This window comes from Halostagnicola sp. A-GB9-2 (genome assembly GCF_030068615.1).
In the GTDB taxonomy this organism is placed as follows: domain Archaea; phylum Halobacteriota; class Halobacteria; order Halobacteriales; family Natrialbaceae; genus Halostagnicola.
The window spans coordinates 162,842-184,764 of record NZ_JASJOC010000007.1 but is presented as its reverse complement, the minus strand read 5'-3'; the positions used below and the strand labels follow the sequence as shown (position 1 = coordinate 184,764).

At 57.8% G+C, this 21,923-nt stretch carries 16 protein-coding genes and 2 pseudogenes; 7 read left to right on the top strand and 11 right to left on the bottom strand.

From position 1 onward, the window contains the following. Together QNM96_RS17025 and QNM96_RS17020 are read right to left on the bottom strand one after the other, a co-directional pair. Positions 1 to 936 (bottom strand): biotin/lipoyl-containing protein (locus QNM96_RS17025; protein ID WP_283837862.1); only part of this gene is annotated, 936 nt, incomplete at its 3' end. An 868-nt stretch (positions 937 to 1,804) separates the two neighbouring features. Then, positions 1,805 to 2,563 carry an IclR family transcriptional regulator gene (locus QNM96_RS17020; protein WP_283837861.1) on the bottom strand — a complete coding sequence of 253 codons (759 nt, stop codon included), beginning with the start codon at positions 2,561 to 2,563 and terminating at the stop codon, positions 1,805 to 1,807. Between the two features lie 171 nt (positions 2,564 to 2,734). Between QNM96_RS17020 and QNM96_RS17015 the strand changes: the two genes are divergently transcribed. Both QNM96_RS17015 and QNM96_RS17010 read left to right on the top strand, forming a co-directional pair. After that, the gene (locus QNM96_RS17015; protein ID WP_283837860.1) at positions 2,735 to 3,244 is read left to right on the top strand and encodes an LUD domain-containing protein; all 510 of its coding nucleotides are present in this window, start codon (positions 2,735 to 2,737) and stop codon (positions 3,242 to 3,244) included. A gap of 1 nt (position 3,245) precedes the next feature. Further along, on the top strand, positions 3,246 to 5,498 hold the full coding sequence (locus tag QNM96_RS17010; RefSeq protein WP_283837859.1) for an LUD domain-containing protein: 2,253 nt from the start codon (positions 3,246 to 3,248) through the stop codon (positions 5,496 to 5,498). A gap of 206 nt (positions 5,499 to 5,704) precedes the next feature. Here the strand turns inward: QNM96_RS17010 and QNM96_RS17005 are convergent, their stop codons facing one another. Then, entirely contained in the window at positions 5,705 to 7,114 is a 1,410-nt protein-coding gene (locus QNM96_RS17005) for an SLC13 family permease (protein WP_283837858.1), read from the bottom strand. Between the two features lie 262 nt (positions 7,115 to 7,376). Here QNM96_RS17005 and QNM96_RS17000 point away from each other — a divergent pair, with 262 nt between their 5' ends. Further along, positions 7,377 to 8,759, top strand: coding sequence for an FAD-binding oxidoreductase (locus tag QNM96_RS17000; RefSeq protein ID WP_283837856.1), 1,383 nt, complete (start codon positions 7,377 to 7,379; stop codon positions 8,757 to 8,759). Between the two features lie 625 nt (positions 8,760 to 9,384). Here the strand turns inward: QNM96_RS17000 and QNM96_RS16995 are convergent. The 4 genes from QNM96_RS16995 to QNM96_RS16980 form a co-directional block, all read right to left on the bottom strand. Then, positions 9,385 to 10,689, bottom strand: coding sequence for an aminotransferase class III-fold pyridoxal phosphate-dependent enzyme (locus tag QNM96_RS16995; protein WP_283837855.1), 1,305 nt, complete (start codon positions 10,687 to 10,689; stop codon positions 9,385 to 9,387). A 990-nt stretch (positions 10,690 to 11,679) separates the two neighbouring features. Continuing rightward, on the bottom strand, positions 11,680 to 13,224 hold the full coding sequence (locus QNM96_RS16990) for a TrkH family potassium uptake protein (RefSeq protein ID WP_283837853.1): 1,545 nt from the start codon (positions 13,222 to 13,224) through the stop codon (positions 11,680 to 11,682). Continuing rightward, a complete protein-coding gene (trkA, locus tag QNM96_RS16985; RefSeq protein WP_283837851.1) occupies positions 13,224 to 14,558 on the bottom strand; it encodes a Trk system potassium transporter TrkA in 1,335 nt (444 codons plus the stop codon). Before trkA ends, QNM96_RS16990 begins: the two co-directional genes overlap by 1 nt. A gap of 502 nt (positions 14,559 to 15,060) precedes the next feature. Beyond that, positions 15,061 to 17,142 (bottom strand): cation:proton antiporter, encoded by a 2,082-nt coding sequence (locus tag QNM96_RS16980; RefSeq protein WP_283837850.1) that lies wholly within the window; start codon positions 17,140 to 17,142, stop codon positions 15,061 to 15,063. Between the two features lie 333 nt (positions 17,143 to 17,475). Here QNM96_RS16980 and QNM96_RS16975 point away from each other — a divergent pair, with 333 nt between their 5' ends. The 3 genes from QNM96_RS16975 to QNM96_RS16965 all read left to right on the top strand — a co-directional run bounded on the left by QNM96_RS16975 (position 17,476) and on the right by QNM96_RS16965 (position 19,051). Next, the gene (locus QNM96_RS16975; RefSeq protein WP_283837849.1) at positions 17,476 to 17,721 is read left to right on the top strand and encodes a PRC-barrel domain-containing protein; all 246 of its coding nucleotides are present in this window, start codon (positions 17,476 to 17,478) and stop codon (positions 17,719 to 17,721) included. 176 nt (positions 17,722 to 17,897) lie between these two features. After that, positions 17,898 to 18,326, top strand: coding sequence for a TRAM domain-containing protein (locus tag QNM96_RS16970; protein WP_283837848.1), 429 nt, complete (start codon positions 17,898 to 17,900; stop codon positions 18,324 to 18,326). Positions 18,327 to 18,646: 320 nt separating this feature from the next. After that, entirely contained in the window at positions 18,647 to 19,051 is a 405-nt protein-coding gene (locus QNM96_RS16965) for a helix-turn-helix domain-containing protein (RefSeq protein WP_283837846.1), read from the top strand. 31 nt (positions 19,052 to 19,082) lie between these two features. Here QNM96_RS16965 and QNM96_RS16960 read toward each other — a convergent pair whose 3' ends face one another. From QNM96_RS16960 to QNM96_RS16950, 3 genes and pseudogenes are all read right to left on the bottom strand, one after another. After that, positions 19,083 to 19,364 carry a hypothetical protein gene (locus tag QNM96_RS16960; protein WP_283837844.1) on the bottom strand — a complete coding sequence of 94 codons (282 nt, stop codon included), beginning with the start codon at positions 19,362 to 19,364 and terminating at the stop codon, positions 19,083 to 19,085. A 193-nt stretch (positions 19,365 to 19,557) separates the two neighbouring features. Then, positions 19,558 to 20,118, bottom strand: a complete 561-nt coding sequence (locus tag QNM96_RS16955; protein WP_283837834.1) for an SAM-dependent methyltransferase — start codon at positions 20,116 to 20,118, stop codon at positions 19,558 to 19,560. A gap of 101 nt (positions 20,119 to 20,219) precedes the next feature. After that, positions 20,220 to 20,350: pseudogene (locus tag QNM96_RS16950) on the bottom strand (DsrE/DsrF/DrsH-like family protein); the annotation flags it as partial. 240 nt (positions 20,351 to 20,590) lie between these two features. Here QNM96_RS16950 and QNM96_RS16945 point away from each other — a divergent pair. Then, a pseudogene (locus tag QNM96_RS16945) lies at positions 20,591 to 21,001 on the top strand (rhodanese-like domain-containing protein); the annotation flags it as partial. Between the two features lie 353 nt (positions 21,002 to 21,354). Here QNM96_RS16945 and QNM96_RS16940 read toward each other — a convergent pair. Then, entirely contained in the window at positions 21,355 to 21,921 is a 567-nt protein-coding gene (locus QNM96_RS16940) for a helix-turn-helix domain-containing protein (protein ID WP_283837833.1), read from the bottom strand. Positions 21,922 to 21,923 lie beyond the last annotated feature (2 nt).

Sequence of the window (21,923 nt, the reverse complement as noted above, 5' to 3'; positions counted from 1 at the left end):
GGGTGCGGTGTACTTCGAGGTCGCCATCTGCTCGCCGATGGTTTTTCTTACCCCGCTGTAGGGGATCCGATCGCCTGGACGCTCGTCGTCGGTGTCCGCCCGAGACGGCGTCTCGGGAGCGGACGACGGCGTCGCGGCTGGCCCGTCACCGCGCGAAAACGCTCGAACGTCCTCGGGCGTGACGAACGGTTCGCCGTCCCGGCGTTCGCTCGCCGGTACGGCGTCGAGAGAAACGCCCTCCTCGCGGGCGAGTTGACGGGTCGCCGGCATCGCCAGCGTTCGCTCTCGATCGGCGGCCTCGAGGGAAGCGGACGCGGACTGCCCGTTAGCCTGTTCGCTTTCGTCGCGCTCGATGCCCGCAACGGTGGAAGCATCCGCCCCCTGCTCCACCGCAACCGAGGATGAATCCGATCCGCCGGAAACGTCTCCGGCGTCTCCGCGGGCCGTTTCACGCACGTCCCGTTCCGTAATTCGATCGCCGGATCCGGCGCGTTCGACTGCCTCGAGTGAAACGCCGAGTTCGCGCGCAACGTTCCGGACGCTCGGCGGGGCAAACACGCGTCCATCGGGCAGACTGGGTCCGTCTCCGACCCCCAGTTCGACGGACTCCGATGGCCCGGATGGATCCGGTACTGCTTCGGCCGAGTCCGACCCGTCGGTCGCGCCCCCCGCGTCAGCGTCGTCGGCGGACTCCCCGTCCACGTCGAACACCACGAGCACATCACCGACCGGGACCGTCTCACCTTCCTCGGCGCGTCGTTCGACGATGACGCCATCGTACGCCGATGGGATTTCCACCAGCGCTTTGTCGGTTTCGACCTCCGCAATCGGTTGGTCCTCCTCGACGTGCTCGTCGGTATCGACGAGCCACGTAACAAGTTCTCCTTCAGCCACTCCTTCGCCGACATCAGGAAGTTCAAACTCCGTTCTCACCATACAGGGTGATACCTCTCGTGTACAGAACTATACGCTCTTCGGTAAGACGCCGACAGCCGCGTTCGGTGAAATGCCGACAATTCGCGTTCGCGTTCCGTCACCGGGTCTCTGAACACTTTCGTGAGCGAGCGCGATCGACGTCGAGGTCGACCGGCTCACCTTCGATCGATCGGAGACGACGCTGATGGCGACCCTGTGAACTCACTCGCACCCTCCGCCGAACCGATACCGCGAACGATACGGACTCTAAAACAACCTGTGGAGACCAGCTAGTAGACAGAGGAGAACAGGCGGTTACTAGTATTCCAATATCGGAAAGGTGTTATCCAATTCACGGAATTTTTCGAAGCGACTCCTCGCTACCAGTGCGGGCCGAATTCGGACTGTAAGCGAAACGGTAGTGGAAGTGTTACAATCATATATCCGTAATAGAAAGAGGACAGCGAGCGGGAGTCGAGTCCACGATAAGCGCTACTGGAGGGTGAACGTTTGAGAGAGGTAACTGTGCGTTTCGGAGAGGAAAATCGACCTGAGTTCTCGAAGCCTCGAGAAATTCGTTCTCACGAGAACGTCCATACAGATCCGAAAAGCGGAGGAAGAAGCCGGTGCTACGGCTGAGTACACCGTTCGGCGCGCGGTACTCTCCTGAGTGGTACCGTCCTGAAAACCGTCGTGGGCAATCGGTCGAATTAGCAGTCAAAGATAACGAGCAGGTGGAAACGAACCCCACTTGCGAATCAATATACTATCCAATCGAATAGTATTTCGGCTATGGAAAACGATTTACAACGGAGTTTCGTTACCGAAAGCCGGTCGGGAGAGCGGAAGTCGGGAAATCGCTTTACGAAGTAGCCCGAAACCGTTCCGACTACGAAAAAACGAACCGAAGTTCGATGACGTTCGCTATCTCTTCGACCGCTTCGCTCAATTCTGCCCGCCGCTCTTCGTTCGTGAACCGATTGACGGGCCCGGAAACGCTTATTGCGCCGATGACGTCGTCGTCGACGATGACGGGAGCCGAGATACAGTAGAGTCCGTGGATCGTCTCCTGACGGTCGAACGCCAATCCCCGTTCCGCTATGTGCTCGAGTTCCTCGAACAGTTCTGCGCGAGAGGTTATCGTATGTTCAGTGAGTTCCGGAAGGCCGTGCTGATCGACGATCGCTTCGACTTCGGAATCTGGCATGTGAGCGAGGATTGCCTTCCCCGTCCCCGTAGCGTGCATATGATTTCGCTCGCCGCTAGACATGAACACGTCGGCCGAGTTTCGGGGGTTGGTCGCGTAGAGACAGATACCCTTTCCGTCCATTTCGACGACGAGATTCGTTGGTTCGCCGGTTTTGCTCGCCAGTTCGTCGATGTGCTGTTTCGCCATCTGGTAGAGTTCAAACCGCTCCTGTACGGACGAGCCGAGAGTTAAAAATTTACAACTGAGCCGGTAGGTATCCCCGTCTTTGGTTACGTAGCCGTTTTCCACGAGCGTGTTGAGATGCGTGTATACGGTGCTCTTCGAAACCGGCATCTCCCGAGCGATTTCCGATACCCCCGCCGGTTCGGCATCAGCGACTATCTCGATGATCTCGAGGGATCGTTCGACTGCGTGAATCTTCTTCGATTGTTCTTCCATCGTCCGTTGGTCGTTCTGCTAGCTATTACATCTTTTCCCCTCTCGAAAACACAGTTTCTGTACGCGTAGTTGGTTTCGGACGAAGAGTTCGCGAACGCATACGTCAATTCATCCCGTTCACCGATTCCGGCCGTCGAAACGCTTAATTAGATTCGTTGAGATTCCATCTGTATGACTACGACGCCGGTAGACGCGTTCGAACAATCCCTGGCAGACCTTCCGGTGCGGATCAGACGTACCGCTACCGACGATTTAGACGAAACACTCGAGGCGTGTCTCGACCCGCCCACGATCGGCGTGGCGCTGCCGTTCGATGATATCTCGCTCGCGGACTATCCGATAACGCTCAACCCGACCGGCGAGGAGCTACTCGCGGCGTCGACGGGCGTCACTGCCGGCGGACCGGCCATCGCCGAGTACGGCAGCATCGTCGTCACCTCGAGGTTTGACGGGACCGAGCACACGAGTCTCTACCCCGACAAACACGTCATCGTACTCGCCGCGAGCGATATCGTTCCCACCCTCGCAAACGCCATTTCGGAACTCGAGGAAGCCATCGACGACGGGCTCACGAGCGCAGTCATCACGACCGGACCGAGCGCAACCGCAGACATGGGCGCTCCGGTATACGGTGCACACGGACCCGAGGAAGTCGACGTAATCATCCTCACCGACAGATAATATGACAGACCAACCAAATCAACTCACCCGTCGGGAGAAGACGGCGAAGATCCGACACCTCCTCGAAACGGAAGGCGAAACCGTCCACGAAACCGTCACGCCGTTTAACGAGGGTCGATATCGCCGTTACGCCGAGATGGACGATCTCGAGGAGTACCGGGCCGAGGCGCGCCGAATTCAGAAAGATGCGATCGATCGGCTGCCCGAGCTAATCGAGCAAGTTCGCGACACCGTCACCGAAAACGGTGGAAGCGTCTACCTCGCCGAGGACGCGGCCGACGCTCGCCGCCACGTGACCGAAATCGCCGAATCGAAGGGGGCAGAACGCGTCGTCAAGGCGAAGTCGATGACCACCGAAGAGATCGAACTCAACGACGCACTCGAGGCGGCGGACCTCGACGTCTGGGAGACCGATCTCGCTGAATTCGTCCTGCAGATCGCAGAGGAAGAGCCGAGCCACATCGCATCACCAGCGATACACAAGTCTCGAGAGGAGATCGCCGCCCTGTTCAACGCACACTTCGACCTCGACGAACCGCTGCAGACGCCCGAGGAGCTAACGAGTTTCGCTCGAGAATACCTGCTCGATCGAATCACGACAGCCGATATCGGGGTCTCCGGTGCGAACTTTATCGCGGCCGATACGGGAACCCTCGCGTTGATCACGAACGAAGGAAACGCACGCAAGTGTCTCGTCACGCCCGACACCCACGTCGCAGTCGCGGGCGTCGAAAAACTGATCCCGACGATAGCGGACCTGCCGCCGTTCCTGAACCTCATCGGACCGGCCGGAGCGGGACAGGATATCACGGCGTACGTCTCGTTGTTTAGACCGCCGGTCGATTCGCCCGTCGCCGACTTTTCCGAACCCAACGAGCCAGCGTTCGACGTCGGTAACTCGGACCGATCGTTCCACCTGGTGCTAGTGGACAACGGACGAATGGCGATGCGCGAAGACGAAGCGCTACGCGAGACACTGTACTGTATTCGATGCGGCGCGTGTGCGAACTCGTGTGCGAACTTCCAGCAGGTGGGCGGTCACGCGTTCGGGGGAGAGACGTACTCGGGCGGGATCGCGACCGGCTGGGAGGCCGGCGTCCACGGCGAGGAGAGCGCCGCCGAGTTCAACGACCTCTGTACCGGGTGTTCGAGATGTGTCGACGCCTGTCCGGTAAACATCGACATCCCGTGGATCAACACGGTCGTCCGCGACCGCATCAACCACGGGGCCGATACATCGGCGTTCGATCACCTTGTCGACGGGTTAACCCCGGACGACGAGCCGACGGGTATCGACCGGAGCAAGCGCCTGTTCGGAAACTTCGAAACGCTCGCGAAGTGGGGGAGCCGGACCGCGCCGCTGTCGAACACGATCGCCGACGTATCCGTGTTGCGGTCGGCGCTCGATCGGGTCGCGGGTGTCGAACGCGAGCGGGAACTCCCCCGATTCCAGCGGGAGACATTCAGGGCGTGGTTCGAGGCTCGAGACGCCGTTGAGCCGTCCGATACCGTTCGCGAAGCGGTGCTGTATCCGGACGTGTACACGAACCACGTTCAGGTCGACCGCGGGAAGGCCGCCGTTCGCGTCCTGGAAGCGCTCGACGTCGACGTCACCGTTCCCGACGTCCCCTCGAGCGGGCGTGCGCCGCTGTCCCAGGGGATGATAGACACCGCGTCGTCTCACGCACGGGGCGTTCACGCCGCGCTCGCACCCGACATCGGGGACGGGAGGGACGTAGTCGTCATCGAACCGAGCGATCTCGCGATGTTCCAGGGGGAGTACGAGCGACTCCTTCCGGGAGACGCTCACGAACCACTGGCCGAGAACAGCTACGAACTGCTCGAGTACGTCTTCGGACTCCTCGAGAACGGCGCGGAGACGAGCGCGCTCTGTGGACCCGACGATCGGATCGCGGCCCGCGGCGACATCGGCACGGAAATCGCCTACCATAGCCACTGCCAGCAGCGGACGCTCGGCCTCGAGGGCCACACCGTCGCCGTCCTCGAGCGCGCTGGTTACGATGTCGTGACGTCCGACGTGGAGTGTTGTGGAATGGCGGGAAGCTTCGGGTACAAATCGGAGTACTACGACCTGAGTATGGCCGTCGGCGACGTGCTTCGGGAGCAGTTTACCGAGCCGGAAACCGAAGACCGGACCGTCGTCGCTAGCGGCACCTCCTGTCTCGATCAGTTAGATTCGCTGCTCGAGCGACCGAGTCGCCACCCGATTCAGGTGCTCGATCCGGGACGCTGAGGGCACTGTTTCGCGGGACGGCGAGACTGGAAACATCGCCCGCTACATCGTTCGTTTGTTCGAAATCGATACTAACGAAAACGGCTTCCGGCAGTTCATAGGGTCGTTCGTAGTTCTCTCCCGGCGTAGATACTCCGTCGCCGGTTTCGTCCCCCCAAATCACGTCCTCTGCTCAGACTGGCTGAAAAGAGGTACGAACGACCCTATCAGGCCATCGGGAAAATCGTCGCGATCACGAGCGTCATCGCCAAGCCGACGATCGACATGATGAACCCGACAAACGAGAAGGTCCGCAGCGTTTCGTCGTGTTTCAGCCCGCCGATTTCGTTGATGATCCAGAACGGACTGCTGTTGTGCCACGCGAAGAACATCGAGCCCGTTCCGATCGTCAGCATCAGGTAGACCGGATGAACCTCGAGTTGCCCCATAAGCGGTGCCATCATCGTCGCACTCGTTATCATCGCCACGGTGAGCGAGCCCGTAGAAACGATCAGGACGGCGGCGATGAGCCAGGCCGTGATGAGCGGGCCGACACCGATCCCTTCCATGAACGACACGAAAAAGTCGCCGACTCCGGCAGCGCCGAGCATCGCACCGAACGCTCCGCCGGCTGCCGTTATCGCGATAATATTACCGCCGTCCTTGATGGCGCTCGTGAGGCCGTCGCTGAAATCGTCGCTCGTCTCCGCCTCGAATCGGTAGAACGTCCAGATCGCGGCGATCGCGGCGATCGTCAGCGCGATATTAGCGTCTCCCAAGAATTCGGTCGCAGTGACGATCTGGGAGCCTTCGGGGAGAAACGTGGTGCTGATAGTGTTCGACGCGATGAGCACGATCGCGAGCAGGATCGGGAGCAAAGCCTCGAAGGTCCCCGGGAGTTTCTCGATCGGTTTTTGCGTCGTTTCCTTGAGATCCTCGGCCGTCGTGCCCAACGCTTCACGGAGTGGGATATCCATCCGATCGTCAATCCAGCGCCCGTAGACGAGACCGCCGACGATCGACGACGGAACGCCGATCAGGAGCCCCATCCCGATGACGAGACCGAGGTCCAATCCAAGTTCGCCCGAAACCGCGAGCGGACCGGGAGTCGGCGGGACGAGGGCGTGAGCGGCGAACGCGCCGCCGATTATCGCGGCGGTGTACAGCGCCATCTTTTCGCCGGTGCGTGCCCGCATAGAGCGGGCGATCGGAGCGAGCAAGTAGAACACGGTGTCGAAGAACACTGGTATCGAGAGGAGGTAACTACTTCCAAGCAGTGTGACGCCCTCACGGCCTTCCCCGAACGTCGAATGGAATGCCCGAACGATCCGGTCGGCCGCCCCACTTTCGATGAGACACTTGCCGATCAACGCCGCCATCAGGATCGGGATGCCGATCGCAGTGAGGATCTCGCCGAACGAACCGGCGACCTCGGGCCCGACCGACGGAACGGCGATGTCGGGCGACAGAATGCCGACGGCGAACGCGGCGACGATCAACGCGACGAATGCGGGCAGTTCCAATCGCATGAGCAACAGGACGACTATCAAGATGCCGATAGCCAGAATGACGACCGGATTGAGTAGCGTTTCTGCGAGTAACGGCGTCGGCTCTCCTGCTATGAATGATGATAGCATGCAACAGGTACAAGCCAAGTGAAATATTTATAATTTTTTGTGGTTTAACCCACATGAACATGTTATATTCAAGGTTCCCCGCCATATACCGGTTCAATTTTTGATCGGAAGGGCGAATACGACTCGCGCAGGATCGCTGTTTGCAGTTGTACCTTCCGGACTTTTTCGAACGCGGTCAGCTATCGCTTTTCTCGGCGAGGGTCGGTCGCATCCGGTCCCCGTCGAACCATATAAGTAGTCATATGTAGTGATATCTTACCACATGGATATCGATTTCCTCGCCGACACCCCGCTCGACGCTGAGCAGTTCTCGACCGATCCGCGCCGTCGAGAAGAACACAAAACCGACTGGGGAACCCCCGACGAAGAAGGGACGATGCCGGATGTCGTAGTGTGGCCCGAAACGACGGCGGAAGTCGCCACGGTATTGCAAGGAGCAAACCAACGAGGGATTAGCGTCACACCCTATGCCGCCGGAACGAGTTTGGAAGGGCACGCCGTCCCGGTCGCTGGCGGCATCAGCCTCAATATGACGAAGATGGATGAAATAGTCGACGTCAGACCGGACGACTTTCAGATCGACGTTCAACCCGGGGTCTTCGGGTCGGCTATCAACGAGGCGGTCGAGCGAGACGGGTTGTTCTTCCCCCCACTTCCCTCCTCCGGGAAAATTTCGACCATCGGCGGGATGATCGCCAACGACGCGAGCGGGATGCAGACGGTCAAGTACGGCGAGGTACACGATTGGGTCCTGCGCCTCGAGGCCGTGCGTCCCGACGGAACGGTGATCGAAACAGGAAGCAGGGCATCGAAAACCTCGAGCGGGTACAACCTGATGGATCTCCTCGTCGGCAGCGAAGGCACCCTCGCCGTGGTCACCGAGGCGACGCTCGAGCTCGCCGGTATTCCCGAGCAGATCTGGGGCGGCCGAGTACGCTTCGAGAATCGGACGGAAGCCTCCGCGGCGATTTCCGACATTGTTCGCTCGGGCGTGGATGTCGCGAAGATAGAACTGATCGACGAACGCAGCGCCGGGATGGCGTGTCGATACCTCGGCGCTGAATTTCCACCCGCCCCGATGGCGTTCGTCGAGTTTCATGCGAATCACGACATCGAGGCGGAAGTCGATTTCTGTCGCGCGATCCTCGAGGAGTACGACATCACGGACGTCGATATCGGAGCGTCTGGGCCCGATATGAACGAACTGTGGGAGATCCGAGAGGAGATGGCGTCCGCACTCAAAGAGTACGATCCGGAGTTAGAGATGCTCACATCGGGCGACGTTACGGTTCCGATCAGCAAGTACGCGGATCTAATGGCGTATATTTCGACCATTGAAACGGAACACGATCTCGAGATTCCCTGTTTCGGTCACGCAGGCGATGGGAACATCCACTACACGGTCATGGTACGTGCCGAGGACGAGGAACACCGAGCCCTCGGGGAGCGCGTCGACGAGCGTATCGTCCGTCACGCCATTGACCTCGGCGGGACGGCAACGGGCGAACACGGGGTCGGTCTCGGAAAGCAGCGATATCTTCCGGTGGAGTACAACGACGAAACGGTCGACACTATGCGGCAAGTGAAAGCGGCATTCGATCCCAACGGGATCTTGAATCCGGGGAAAATCTTTCCCCCGAAATAACGCGCTATCTGAGCGCCGAGAGCGTCCGAGGCTACGAACGCTGTCGAACCCGGCGATAGGCGAAGGTGCCGTCGGCCATTCGATAGCGAAGGGACATTGCTCGAGCGATAGCGAGCCGAGTCGATGGCGACCCGTATACGGTTTCCGAATACATCCCGGAGAATCTCTCCTCAGTTCGGGTTGAATTAGCCACTCAGCGAGAATTTCGCGCGGATGTCGGAGCAGTAACGATCGATCGTGATCGACCCGGCTATCGCCGACGACGGACGTCAGCGAATGCCATTTTCATCCGTTCTCGAGAGCGAAGACGTAGTATACGTTCACCGAAAACGTCACACTATCTCGACGATCGATATCTTCTGAGAAGGCCGAACAGACTTGCCACACGGCCAGAGAGATACAGACCATGGAGTCCAACCCCTCTCGAGCGACGGCGGCGTCCGCGAGCGGCCTCTCCCTCGAGTTGGTGTGTTCGTCGACTCGTGATCAACTTCGAGACCGGTCGTCCGGAGCCCAGAGGCCTGATCGATTCATCGCGCGGTCGGGAAGCGACGATTCGCGAACAGCGCGGTGGCAACGCCACTCAGTCGGTAACTGTCGCCGAAACGCGGCGTGAAATCGGGTCCTACGCGGCGTCCTCGATCGCGTCCTCGAGAAGCGAGATCGCGATGTCGAGTTCACGATCGCGGACATCGAGCGGCGGCAACAAGCGAAGCGTCTTGTGACCGCACCCGAGCGTCAATAAGCCGCGTTCGACCGCGGATTCGATTACGGCTTCCCGACGATCCATCGTGTCGAACTCGAGGGCCGTCATGAGGCCGAGTCCGCGGGAATCGACGACCTCGGGGTACCGATCCTGGAGGTCCTCGAGTCGAGCAAGCAGTCGTTCGCCCGCCCGTCGTGCATGCGCTAAGAGATCGTGTTCCTGAATAGCGGCGATCGTCAGCGCTCCCTGAATCGAAGCAAGAATATCTCCCGCACCCCACGTCGAGGAGAGGCGAGCCTTCTCATCCGGGAACAGCTCCGATCTCGAGATCGTCGCCCCGACGCGAAGGGCCTTCGCACTGGTGATGACGTCCGGTTCGAGGTCGTACTGATCGGACGCCCACATCGAACCGGTTCGACCGATCCCCGACTGGATCTCGTCGGCGATGATCGGGATCTCGTGTTTCGAGCAGATCTCGTTCACGCGGCTCACGAACTCGGGAGTGGGTATCCGATATCCACCCTCGCCCTGTATCGGCTCGAGGATGAGAAAGGCGACCTGATCCGAGGGAATGTGACCGACATCGGGGTCGAGTTTCTGCTCGAGTCGCTCGAGGCCCTCGATCGAGCGCGGAACGTCGTGGATGCCGCTCAGTTCGGGGAACTTCCTCCGGTGTACCGATTTCGATCGGTTGAGAGAGAGCGCGCCGAGAGTACGTCCGTGAAACGCACCGTCGAACGTGAGTCCGTACTTGGGCGCGGGACAGTTGTCGTAACAGATTTTGATCGCGTTCTCGACCGCTTCCGCGCCGGAGTTCGAGAGGAAAACGGTATCGAGACCGTACTGATCGCAGATGTTCGTTAGCATGTCCATGAGATGAGACGGCCCGGGGAGGTCGGTGTCCGCGGGCGTTCCGCCGGTACTCACGTAGAAGTCCTGTCCGGCTATCTTCAGCGGATCGACGAGGTCGAACTCCCGAATGTCGTCCATCAGTTTCGGATTGTTGTAGCCGAGGGGAGCGGCCCCGACGTGGCTCGTGAAGTCGAGTAGTACGTTCCCGTCGGGGTCGGTACAGAACGGCCCGGCAGCGTCCGCGGTGATGTCCCAGACGAATTCGTAGACGTATGTACTCGTCGCGGCCGAGTTCCGGTGAAAATCGACCCACTCCTGCGTTTTCGGACCCGGAAACCGGCTAACAGTTGGTGTGGCCGTTTGACGTTGCATGGTAACATATCGTTTCGATCGATTGATAAAGGTTGTGCGGGGTCGGCACTCGCGTCGTGATGTAGGGGACGAGTACCGCCACCAAACGATCGAGCGCGGGGTTCACTTATCGAGTGAGCGCGAAGTAGGCAGAGGAAACCGATTCGAAACGGGCGTTAGCATTCGACTCGCCGGGTAGTCGATTCCAATCGGTGTGCCGGACGAGGCACCGACGATGTCATCTCGAGTCGGTGATCGTGCTCCCCAGCCGACGATCAGCGCGACCCGAGGCCGAGCGAAGGAACGGAACATGGTTTACATTCATACTGCCGTAATAAATTATTGATTCTCCCCCGCGCGTTCGAGCGGGTGATCCGTCCAGATCGAGGTTTGAGTTAGAAATATCTACTCGTAAATTTTGTAGGCATCTGAGTAGACCTCGAAAAAACGCGAGAAAAAATACTATCCACAATTAACTTCCATATCAATGATAATAGAGGGGCAATAACTCATATACTACCAAAAAATTCGCTTCGGGAGTCCAGTCGTGCACACTGGGAACGAAGTATCGGCCAGTTTCGATAGAGGAGACGAAGCTATACGGGGTAACGGAAGCTAGGTTACCAATCCATCGTCCGTCCGAGATTTCTCGAGAGTGGATCTCCTAATCAGGCCTATGGATGGCTTATACCCGCCAGAGTGGCGTTTGAATCCAATTTGGATGAGATCCACTTCGGGCGAGTCTAAGATGAACGCAATTCTGAGGATGTGCCAGTCGCGGCGACCGTGTCGTCATTTAAACGTGTAACGACGGAAAGTAGTATTCAAAACGACATCTTGCAGGATTTGATTGACGAGTTATTACTTTCAATTGGTCACGTGGTGTTTCGGTTGCTACACATCTTCGACGACAAAACATCTTCGACAACAAAGGGCGTTACGTACGCGGTATTCGAATCAGAGACGGGCCCGCCCCATTCATAAATCGGGGCCGATGGTTCAAACAGCGGTTCAGGAACGCCAGTACGCCGCCGTGAGCAGGACCAACACCGGGAAAATCTCGAGTCTACCGATCCACATGTAGAGGATCATGAGCAGTTTCGAACTCATCGGGAACCCGTTGTAGCCGCCCATCGGCCCGACGACGCCGAATCCTGGGCCGATGTTGCCAAGCGTCGCGATGGATGCGGTCAGGAGATCGAGCGTGTGTGGATCGAACGCCGTCGCCCTGGACGTATCCGCAGCAAGCAATAGAAAGCCGACGAAAAACAACACGAGGTACAACAACGTGAACGCGTAAATACCGCGGATTGCATCCTCGTTGAGCGTTTTCCCGTTCATTCGAACCGGACGAACCGCATCCGGATGAATCGTCGTGAAGATTTCGCGACGCAGGGATTTGAGGATCACGAGCCAGCGAAGAATCTTGATGCCACCGCCGGTGGAACCGGTCGAGCCGCCGAGAAACATGACGAACAACAGGAGCGCTTTGGCGGTGTTCCCCCACGCGTCAAAGTCCATGTTCGCATAACCCGTCGAGTTGGTCAACGAGGCGATCTGGAACGCGGCGTATCGAAGCGATCGTTCGAGATTACCGCCGATCTGGCCGGTTTCCGTCGTTTGTAGCGACGCGTCGAAAAAGAGAAAGATCGTACCGAGGAGCGAAAACACGGTTACGGCACCGAGGTAAAATCGAAATTCGGTATCGCGCAAAACGGCCCACGGATCGCCCGAGATGACATGCCACCACAGCACGAAGTTGACGCCCGCAATGAACATGAACGGGATAATGAGCCACTGAACAACGGGAGAAAACGCTTCGATACTCCGGGCTTCCGGAGAGAACCCGCCCGTCGGAAGCGTCGTGAATCCGTGGGCGACTGCGTTGTACAGGTCCATATTCGGAGCGAAACCCAGAAGATGGAGCGTGTAGAGCAACACCATCAGGAGGACGGTAAATCCGGCGTACGCGATCCAGAGTACACGAGCGGTTTCGGCGATGTGCGGGGTGAGTTTCGAAATACCCGGCCCGGGAACTTCGGCTTTCATCAACTGAGCACCACCGACGGCCATCTGCGAGAGAATGGCGACGGCGAGCACGATGATCCCCATCCCGCCGAGCCACTGTGTGAGCTGTCTCCACATCATGATCGGCCGGGAATGCGTCTCGAACGAGATGTCTTCCATTACCGTCGCGCCGGTGGTCGTGAAACCGCTCATGCTCTCGAACAGCGCGTTGACAGGATGGGCAATCGTACCGTTACCCGCCAAAAGATACGGAACTGCGCCGAAGAGTGCCGCGAACAACCACGTGAACGCGACGACGAAGAACGCCTCTCGAGCGCCCGGGGACGGTTCGGGATCGAAGCGACGAAGGGCGAGACCAAATCCGGCGGTCAACACCATCGAAACGACGAACACCCAGAGGTCATCACCGCCATACACTAACGCGACGACGATCGGAACGACGAACGCGATCGAGAGGAACGCAAGGAGCGTCCCGACGAGGCTCAACCCGGCCCGCCAGTCCACTCGAAGGTAGTGACGCGGGCGCATTAGATTCCCTCGAGCACCTCGTCGAGGGCGTTCGAATCGACGAACACGACGAGGTGATCGCTAGGCTTGACGACCGTCGTGCCTCGCGGAGTGACGAGTTCGCCGCCTCGGGAAATCGCACCGATGACGACCCCCTCCGGGAAGTCAGCCATCGAGTCCTGAATCCGCTGTCCGGTGATCTCACTGTCTATCTTGGCTTCGATTTCGATCACTTCCGCACGGTCGTGTTCGAGCATCGCGACCTTCTCGGTGCGGTTGGTACGGGTGAATCGGACGACTTCCTCCGCCGTTTCCTCTCGAGGGTTGACCGCCACGTCGACGCCGACGGTCTCGAACAACTCGGCGTACTCGAGGTTCTCGATGACGGCGACGGTCCGATCGACGCCGAGGCGGCGAGCCAGAAGCGAGACGAGTAAATTCTTCTCGTCGCTTCCGAGCGAAGAGATGACGATATCGGCCTCGTTGATGTGCTCTCGCTCGAGGAATTCGATATCAGTTGCGTCGCTCTTAAGAACCGTCGTGTTCGGAAGGTCCGCCGCGACCGCTCGAGCGCGGTCGTCGTCTTGCTCGACGAGACGTGGGTGATAGCCGTGGCTCTCGAACTCTCGAGCCGCTTGATAGCCGATCTCGCTCGCACCGACGATGACGATCTCGTCGCCGTCGACCGCCGTGGACGGGGTGATATCATCCGCGAAGTCAGTCACGGAATCGTCGCTTCCGATAACAACGATGTAGTCACCGGGTCGGATCACCGTCTCCCCCTTCGCGACAAGCATATCCTCGCCGCGGAAGATCGCCGCGAACGTTAACGAATCGTACCGATCAGCTTCGCGGACAGTCTGGTCTGCGATCGGGCTGTCCGCACCGATTTCGAACTCCGCCATCTGAACGAGTCCGCCGATGAAGGAGTCGACGTCCTGGGCCGCCGGAAGTCCCGAGATACGGAAAATCGTCTGTGCAGTTAATAAGTCCGTACACACCATGAAATCGACGCCGAATCCACCCTGGGACCCCTCCCAGGTCTCGAGCAACGTCCGCCGCCTGACTCGAGCGATCGTGAATGCGTCGGTCGCGGTCCTTGCGGACCCGCAGATAACGACGTTCGATTCGTCGCTATCGGTGCACGCGATCACTAAATCGGCTCGTTCGATGTCCGCTTCGCGGAGCGTGTCGATCGTGGTCCCGTCTCCGTGAATAGCGAGGACATCGTGTGAGTACGTGAGTTCTTCGACGACGCGTTCGTCGCGGTCGATTACGATCACGTCGTCGGAGGACGCTAAATTACCCGCAATCGAACGACCCACTTCACCAGCACCCACGATTATTACACGCATTGGAACCTCCATCGAACGATTACGAAGCGCCGATCATCGGTCAACGTTTGGATCATCTATCGAGGACAGTAGAAGTGCGTTAGCTATGTTGCCGGCGAGTCGTTTTCGAGCCACTGGCTGTCCATAGACGATTGGCGCGATACACGATCTGTCGGTAGTTCGTGTTGGTAGCGTGTTCCATATCGGATATCATATCGGTCACAATGATAAATGTTCCGAGACGATTATCGATTCGGGAATTGATGGCCAGATATATTCGGGTAAAGAATATATTCGCTATTGAGGTTTCTTTTCGAATAGTCCAAGTTCGAATAGTCGTTTCGGGTCTTTCTATCAATATCTTCTCCACCATTCAGAACGAATGGGGTCCTCGAGAGTTCCATACCCGGCGTCGGTACTGACTGTGAGAGGTGAACTTCCGATATCGAACGGAGTTTTACTCGAACCGATGTTCAAGTAAATCCAGGTTCGGAGAACAGTCCTCGAGGGCGTTCACATCGGCTCAAGAGAACCGAAGGAACTGCCGTTCGTCCGTTCGTTCCTTGCTCCCCGGGTAGACGACGACGAAATTCCCGTCCGTAATCGTCGAAATCTGCTTCGGAAGCGTCTGCAGTTCGGGGTGCCAGCCGATATCGTTGCGCCGGGAACTCAGACAGATGACGAGGTCATCAGTTCGTGTTTCGTCTCGGAGCGTAGCGCGCAGTTCGCCCCACCCGTCCACCGGGCGGAAGTCGCCGGAGGCTTCGGAATTCGCCCGCTCGAATAACCGTTCGAACGGTTCGACCTCGCCGTTCACGACGAGTCCGCGAATCGGCGATCCCGTATCCGCGGCGATGAGTCCCACGGTGTGGAGGGCGTGTGCGAATCCATCGTTGTGTTCGATACCCGACGGCAATACGAGAACGATTCGCTGGGTCGTGTTGAGGGGGTCCGGAACGTGCCCGACGAGCGTCAACTGATTGGTCCGACTCAGCACCTGATCGATGATCCGACCGAACACCCGCTGTGTCCGCGAACGAGCACCGTCCCACCCGATAACGAGCGTCGTTATCCGATTCTCGAGCGCGGAGCGAGCGATGCCGGAAGCGATGTTGTGATTGACCCGCGTGTGATCCTCGGTCGGAACCGCCGCGCTCGAGGCGTACTCCGTTACTTCCTCGAGGAGGGCCTCGGACTCCGCGACTTTCCCCGTCGTCGGTACATACTGATCCGGCCGGACGACCGAGAGAATGTGGATCGGTTGCCCTGAGCGCTCGTCGCGGATCGCAAACGCCAAATCGAGAAGCGACTCCGTGTGTCTCGATGTCTCCGTTACCGGGACGAGAATGCGTTGTGGCGTGTCACTCGGGTCGTACTCTTGCCGATCGCTCCCACGAACGAGCGCCGCTCCCGATCGTTCGACAACGGCGGGGCTGAGCAAACTCACCACGAGTATCATCAACACGACCGCGTTAATCATATTCTGATCGAAACCAGGGATACCCGCGTCGAAGCCGATCTGAACGATCGCGAGGGCGGCGGCCGCCTGTCCGACCGAGAGCCCGAACATCCCGAGGACCTCGTTCCGATCGTAGCCGTACACTCGTCCGGTCACCCACGCCGCGGCGTATTTCGTCAGGACGACCATCACGAGCAACGACCCTGCGATGAGGAGCGTGTCCACACCCTCGAAAACGACGCGTGCGTCGACGAGCATCCCGACCGAAAGGAGGAAAAAGGGGATAAACAGCGCGTTCCCGGTGAACTCGATCCGGTTCATCAGCGGACCTGTTTCGGGGATCAATCGATTGAGTGCCAGACCCGCGAGGAACGCACCGATGATGTGTTCGACGCCGACGAGCTCCGCGAGGAACGCAGAGCCGAACAGGACCGCCATCACGAACAGGAACTCGAAGTAGCTCTCCTCGGTATGAATTCGAAAGAACCATCGTGCGAGACGGGGCACAGCGATCCAGACGCCCACAAAGAACACGGATAAGCCAATCACCAGTTGGAGCCAGAACGCGGCGTCGAGGGCACCGTCAGCGGACGCAACCACGACGGCGAGGACGAGCAACGCGAGCGTATCCGTCAGGATAGTACCGCCGATCGTCGCCGTAACCGCCTCGTTTTTCGCGATTCCTAATCGGCTGATAATCGGATAAGCGAGCAATGTGTGCGAGGAAAAGATGGCTGCGAACAGCGATGCCGAGAGGACGGTCAAATCCAGAACGTAAATGCCGACGACGGTTCCGATCGCCTGCGGTATAAGAAAAGATAACATGCCGAAGACGATACTACGATCCTTGTACCTGACGAACTGGGCGAAGTTTATCTCGAGTCCGGCGATGAACATCAGGTAGAGCAGTCCGACTTCGCCGAGCAGCTCGATGGTGGCATCGCGCTCGAGGACGTAGAGCCCGTTCGGACCGATCGCCGCACCGATCAGGATAATTCCGATGATTCCCGGCAGTCGGTAGCGTTTGAGAACGAGCGGGGCGGTCAGAAAGATTACCATCGAAAGCCCGAAAATCAAGACGGGGTCATCGAACGGTGGTGCTAGTGTTGGACCCACTGCCAGCGGCGAAACCACCGTTTTCACCATCACCACAGCAACTACTCCCGGCGGCGTCTGAAAGTATGAGGAGACTAAGGAATGGTCGGTTAAACTGTACAATCAGTGTGCAAGACGAGAGTTTCTCTCGCCCGTCGGTAGGGGACACCGACAACGGGTGGTAACGAGTCCGTTGGGCGCATTTTGGGGTGGGAGCGAATATCGAGTACCGATTCACCCCAGACGAGGGCTTTGCTCGAGCAGCTACCAGCCCAAACCAGTGGTGTCCTATCGATCCAACGCAAGAAAAAACTATCAATATTTTTGATATGACAGTTAGAGTTTCCATTACATTTAATATACTCTAAGAGAAAATGAAGTAACATGGACGAGATACTTGCCAAAAATCTCATAGATAAATCTATCGTTGGGATCGACGGAACCGACTTTGGAACGCTCTATAACATTACTATGGGACTCGAATCAGCCAAACTGGGCGACCTCGTCATCGACCCGAACGAGGGGCTCTCGACGCAATCGGTTGACTTTGAAACCGATGAGAACGGTCGACTTCGAATTCCAATCAATCAAATTTCCACCCTCAACGACCAGATCGTGATCCGTCGCTAACGAACCGCAACCGATCGTACACAACGGGCTATCAATCTGCGGATGAGACTCGAAGAGGCGCCCTATTCACACGACGGTCAGTTGGTAGGGAGAAGATACTCGACGGGAGTCAGAGGAAACGGCACCGGAGGACTGAAGGGGTTGTCTACACGTCTCTTTGGCAAGGAACGATATTCATGGAAATACCAGATGAATTACTGTGTGTATTCAGTGCAGAGGTGACGGAGCAACGAGGGTCCTACCGTATCGAAATTCCGGAGAACGAAGTCGCGGTTGGTGACCTCGAAGAAGGTGGAGTGTATCGCGTCGCGCTGCTCGCTTCGGAATCACCCAGCGAAACCCGATCCGACCCGGAGCCCGAAACGAACACGTCGCAGAAATCGGATCGTGGCGGTCCCGAACCGCCGGTCGAAGAGGGTGAAAATAGAACAGTCGATATCGAAGATATCGGCGAGCAAGGCGACGGCATTGCGCGGATAGAACGGGGGTACGTCGTTATCGTCCCCGACGCGGAGAAGGGTGAACGGGTCACCATCGAAATCGCCGACGTAACGGAAACCGTCGCCTTCGGAGAGGTTCTCGAGCGAAAAGATTACTACGAATAACGGAAAAAACGAACTCGAGACTCCGACGAAAAACTACTATAAACATGATTTGAGAGAGAGGTCAGGTGGTACTTTCTGAGCGATTTCGTTTATGCCTAAAATAGCGATGATAGCTCTTCGTCAATCCTCGGCTGCGAATCGATCGGTCGGAGAGGTCAAGCCGGCGCAACGAGTGAATCGGATACCCACTCAACACCCGACGGCGACGATTGACGGCGTCGGTTTCGTCACCATTGTCAGCCTTCGAGACCGGATCAGTAGGTTTGTACAATACACACAAAACCCTTATACCGATCGATCTCCTCTTCGAGACCAGAAAGATGGCATCCTCAATGGCAGAACAACTGCAGCAAGATATGCAGTGTGAGGGACTGCTCGAGTGCATTCACGGCCTCAAACAACTCGACAAAGAGTGCTACCGCGCCCTGGTCGAAAGCGACGAGCGCCTCACGATCGACGAAGTCGCCGAGCAAGTCGACCGAGAGCGCTCGACTGCGTACCGATCGATTCAGCGGCTGCTCCAGAGTGGCTTCATCCAGAAAGAACAGATCAACTACGATCAGGGTGGCTACTATCACGTCTACTACCCGACCGATCCGACCCAGATAGCAAACAACATGCAACGAATGTTGAACGACTGGTACGCGAAAATGGGTCAGCTCATCCAGGAGTTCGAGGACAAGTACGAACACGTCGACGGCGAGCCATCGACGGCAGAAGTCTAAACGAAGCGACGATACGTTCCGGATGACCCGCTTAGATGGCGTCGGACGGATCGTGTTCGTCGGCCATCCGAGTCGCTTCCGTGGCGTACTGCTCCCGTAAATCCGGATCATCGACGGATCCGAGGTTCGTCGGTTCGACCGTCACCGCCGCTGTCGTTGTTCGTGTATCCGTCGAGCTCGTGAGCGCGCGTTCTTTCCGGAAGTATCGGTCTCCGTTCACCGTCGCATAGACCAGAATTATCAGATTTTGTTCGTCGTCCGAGTACGTTCGTTCGACTAACCAAACACGAACGCCGTCCGTTTCGTCGTTCATGCCCACTGCTACGGGCGTGAGCCACATAATGTTGCTCCAGAAGTGCACAATAGTCACTGAGAGTGACCGAGATGCCCATACTCGACGTTGTCGGCGAAGTTGTCCGCCGCACGGTTCGAAACCAAGAGAACAACCCGTTTGGGAGACGTTTCGGAACACCCCACTTTTCCGACACCGGGCGTTTACGGAGACGCTACGGAACAGTCGCCCACAGGAGGACGGTTTCCGACCGAACGGCAACGTGTTCGACGTCGAATCCATCGGTACGAAGTTGACTCGCTATCTCGTTGGCCGCGTACCGCTCTTCGAGCGGCGGTCCACTGTCGCCGAGACCGGACGCCTCCCAATCGACGACGACGAGTCGGCCACCGGATCGGAGCACGCGACGAATTTCCGACAGTGCATCCGTGCTCGCGAATTCGTGGTAGGTCATCGTCGAAAATGCGGCGTCGAGACCGCCGTCGTCGAACGGCATGCTTCCGATTCCCGACGTGACGAGAGCGACGTCCTCAGGAACCCCCTTCTCTCGATAGTACTCGTGCATTTCCGGTTGCACGTCAACAGCGTACACCGCCTCGACGAACGGAGCGACCTCGTCCGTATAGAATCCGGTTCCGCTCCCAAGGTCAGCGACGGTGTCGTCGGCCGTTACCTCGAGCGCCCAGCGGAGTTCTTCCGCCGAACAGAACCGGAACCGGTGACCGGCCCGTTCCAATTTATCCGCACGCGATGGATCGAACGTGTGATACCCCATCCGAGAATAATCGTACCTCCACAGTAAAAAGAACCACCTTACCGATCCGCCAATCGAAGTCGTAGTTTCTGCGCCGACGGGAGTTTCCCACGGGGCGTCAGTCAGGCGAGGGATTGGATATCGAATTCGGCCATATCTGTAACGCGGTCGCCGCACCGAGACCGGTCGTAGCGCCGTCGTGAAAGTCGTTTTCGTCGTAGTCCATCAGCTCAATCGTCGTCCGACAGGCCTGTCGTTTTACCTCGGGCGTCTCGGTGATCTGGTGTTCCGAACTCGTGGTCGATATTGCGGCATTATATTGTATATACCGAGCAATATAAAGACCATATATAAAAGCACATTGGTTATTAAACACTATATGGAAGACTACAACAGCATGCCGAGCCATACTTTGTTTCTCAAAGTTCCTATATGCTTTTAGAGAGTTGTTTGACTTGCAGGAACGCTTATATTGTATAATCATCAATGTGCCATGCAAATTGGAAGTGGAAGTGACCGATACTGGGCGCGGAAGGACACGGACGAAACGGACTACCCGACACCTGCCGTCGAGGTCGAGTCGACAACGCCGGACGAACTGAACGAGTGCGTCGACGCAGGAGCAAGTAACACACCTCGACTCGAGGGTGGAATTAGACGACAAAGAGTGGCGTAGCGACGACGAATCCGTCGAGTCGTCAACGTCCCCTACTTCGAGTTCCTCGACGAGGACAGTACCACCGACGAACTTGGGTAGATACCCGACGACCGAAAAATTACGGTTCTCTGCGCGAACGGGAGCGCTAGCGAGTTCGTAGCAGGCGCGCTGAAAGAACGCGGCTACGGTGTGAATCACCTCGAGGGTGGGATGAACGGCTGGTCGCGTCTCTCCGAAGCCCTCGAGGGTGGTTCTGTACCGTTCCCGGTTGACTGGCTTACACGAAGTACAGGAAAAAGCCCACGACTTCAGTCGTGTGGAGGGCGTCAAGTGACTCGATTGGCATCGCCACAATTCCGATCCATTTGCTATCCGTTACATGAATAGGCACGTGATGTTACTATCGGTAATAAATACGCTTCGTCTACACGGTACCGTCTGGAAGCGTTGCGGTTTCTGTACTCCCAACGATAAGTCAAGAGCTACGGGAAGAGACGAGCGAAGCGACTGAGTTCACTTCGTACGGTCCGCTGTGACAATGTACGGGCACATCCCCAGGACGGTTGCGGTTGCACCGGAATGCCTGACGGCAGTCCGTATCAGTCCGCAATTTCGAGCGGTCGATCCGAGGGGCCAAAGGTGACGCGGTTCGAGTGCCGGTAGTGGACGAGCGACGAGCAAAAAAACGCGAGCAATAGTATCCCGGTAAGCACCTGCGGTGAAATCGGATCGGGGAGAAACCCGATCGCCTCCAACCCGAATATGAACCCTCCGATCGTACTCAATCCCAGATAATAGAGGCTCCAGGGAACGTCGGATTCCGGGACCAGTTCGATGTACAGGTCGAGCTGTTGCGCTTTCTCGGTACAATCAATCGACTTGTCGTCGATAGTGATCAGTCCTGATCGCTCGAGTTTCGAGAGGTGGTGCTGTTGGAGTGACGTATATACCCGCTTGTGTTCGGTCGACGTAACCTCAGCGATCGGTTTATCGTACTCCCACGCGGCGACCTGATCCGCGATCACCGAGAGGGTGAGTTCGCCGTCGGTCTGAAGACACGCGTACAGCGCGTATCGACTTCGATGGCTCCCGAGCGCATCGAAAAGCTCGTTTTGCTGTTCGTGTCCGGCAGTTTCCACCGTCTCGTCGTGACTCGCTCGAATCATAG